Raw genomic sequence first — 2,104 nt, 5'->3', positions numbered from 1 at the left:
CGCTCCTCCCGCCGGAAGCAGGTGCCGTAGGGGCCCTTGGCGGTCAGCCGGTCGCCGGGCTTGAGTTCGCCGTCGAGCAGCGCCGAGAAGGCGCCGTCCGGGTATTTCTTGATGATGAAGGCCAGCCGGGTCTGGCCGCTCGGGGCGTTGGCCATGGAGAAGGACCGGGTGATGCCGCGCCCGGGGATGGTCAGGTCGACGAACTGCCCCGCCCAGAAGCGCAGCGGCTTGTCGATCTCGATCTCCAGCAGCCGGATGTCGTGCGTCAGCGGCGTGATCCCGGTCAGCACCGCCTCGTACTCCTTCACCGCGATCGACCGGCTGAGCAGGTCTTCGTCGTAATTCAGCAGCTCGACCGTCAGGTCGCTGTAGGCCAGCGTCCGGCACAGCAGGATGTGGTTGGTGTCGCGCTCGTAATCCGGCAGGGCGAAGGTCGAGTATTTCAGCAGCTCGGCCTCCCCGTCGATCAGGAGCGACTTGCAGCTGCTGCACTGGCCTTCCTTGCAGCCATGCATCACCGAGATGCCCTGGCGGAACGCCGCCTCCAGCACCGTCTCGCCCTCGGCGACGTCCATCTCGATCCCGACCGGCTCGAACCGGACGGTGTGGGTGCGTGTTTCCGCCATCGAAGCTGTCCCTTGTCGTCGGACCCTGTGGCGCCGGACCATGGTTCGGCCGGCGCGATGGGAAGGCGGACGCCGGCGGCCGATGCCGGCTTCCGCCCTGCAGGGGTCAGTGCAGCGGCTTGATCTTGAAGCCCGCCCGGTAGTCGGCGACGTGCTTCTCGCGCTGTTCCGGCGTCATGCCGCGCAGCAGCACGATCGGGCTCTGGATCGTGTGGCCGCGGACATGGTCGAGCGTCCACATGTCCTTGTCGTCGAAGCGGAGATGCGGCTGCTGGATCAGCGTCTTGCCGTCGGAACGGAGGAAGCCGAGATCCTTGATGGCATCCGCCAGGTCCCAGCCGTGGTAGCACTCCTCCCACTCGCGGCGGCCGCTGAACCGGCCCATGGCGGGGGTCGGACGGCCCTCATATTCCGCGGCGAAGGCGACCTTGTGGGTCCAGCGGCACTGTTCGGAGCAGTAGGTGAACAGCTGGCCGTCGATCTCGTCCGTCACGAAATCCTCGCGGATCAGGCACGGCACCAGGCAGCTCCAGCAGCGATGCGGGTAGACGTAGCCGTTCTCCTGGTCGAACAGCATGTTGGTCTCGCCCGGGATGCTCTTGCGCGCATACCACTTCCAGTAATCGCCGAACTCGGCGTACCAGCCCGGATACTTGTGCTCGAACCATTCGAAGTCGCGCTCGGTCTGCGCCTCGATCCGCCAGAAATTGACCGGCCAGCCGACCGAGAAGAACTGCGCCACCTTGTGCACGTAGTTTTTCTTGACGATGCGGTCCCAGGCAGCGCCGACATCGTCGTGGTGGATCTTGATGCCGTACTTCTCCAGCGGCAGCATGTAGGTGCGGTAGTAATCCTCGTAGATCCACCGGTGCCACAGCTCGGCGTAGGATTCCTTGGACTTGTCGCGGTTGGTCGTGCCGTATTCGATGAAGGTGCCGATCGCGGCATCGACGATCGCGTGGTTCTGCCAGAAGGCGTATTTCAGGTCGCGTTCCAGCAGCAGGTGGTTGTCCGGGTCGTTGATGACCGACATCAGCAGCGAATGGCCGTTGCCGATATGCCGGCTTTCATCCGACTGCACCGACAGGAACACGGTCGGCAGGGCATAGTCGCCGTTGCGCGCCGCCTCGGACGGCATGGCGACGAACAGCGTGTTGGTGAAGGCGGTCTCGGCCACGACCTGGAGATAGACGTTGGCCGCCGTCACCGCGTCGCCGGTCAGGAAGCCCTCGGCGAATTGCCGGCCGATCGTGGTGGCGTAGCACTTGCCGAACGCCGCCTCGGTGATGTCGAACCCGGCCGGGTCGATGTAGTTCTCCATGTACCATTTCTTGAGGTTCATCTGGATGGTCGAGTGCCGGAACTCGTCCACCATCTGCATGGTGAAGCCGGTGCGCAGCTCCTCACCCGGTGCCAGCCGCCCCAGCATCGCCATCGAGCGCGCGGCCGAGATTTCCGGGAACGGGATGATCGCCAGG

General features: G+C 64.9%; 2 protein-coding genes. Both read right to left on the bottom strand.

Annotated features, from left to right (window positions below; all coding sequences use genetic code 11):
- Window positions 1-626, bottom strand: a 626-nt coding sequence (locus AC3XYG_RS24995; protein WP_489142576.1) for an FAD-binding oxidoreductase, incomplete at its 3' end; no start/stop codon positions are given.
- Between the two features lie 106 nt (window positions 627-732).
- The coding region (locus AC3XYG_RS24990) for a ferritin family protein (RefSeq protein WP_489142575.1) at window positions 733-2,104 on the bottom strand (1,372 nt) is incomplete at its 5' end.

The organism is Inquilinus sp. (assembly GCF_057815775.1).
The sequence above is the reverse complement of the archived record's forward strand: the minus strand, read 5'-3'. Positions and strand labels throughout refer to the sequence as shown.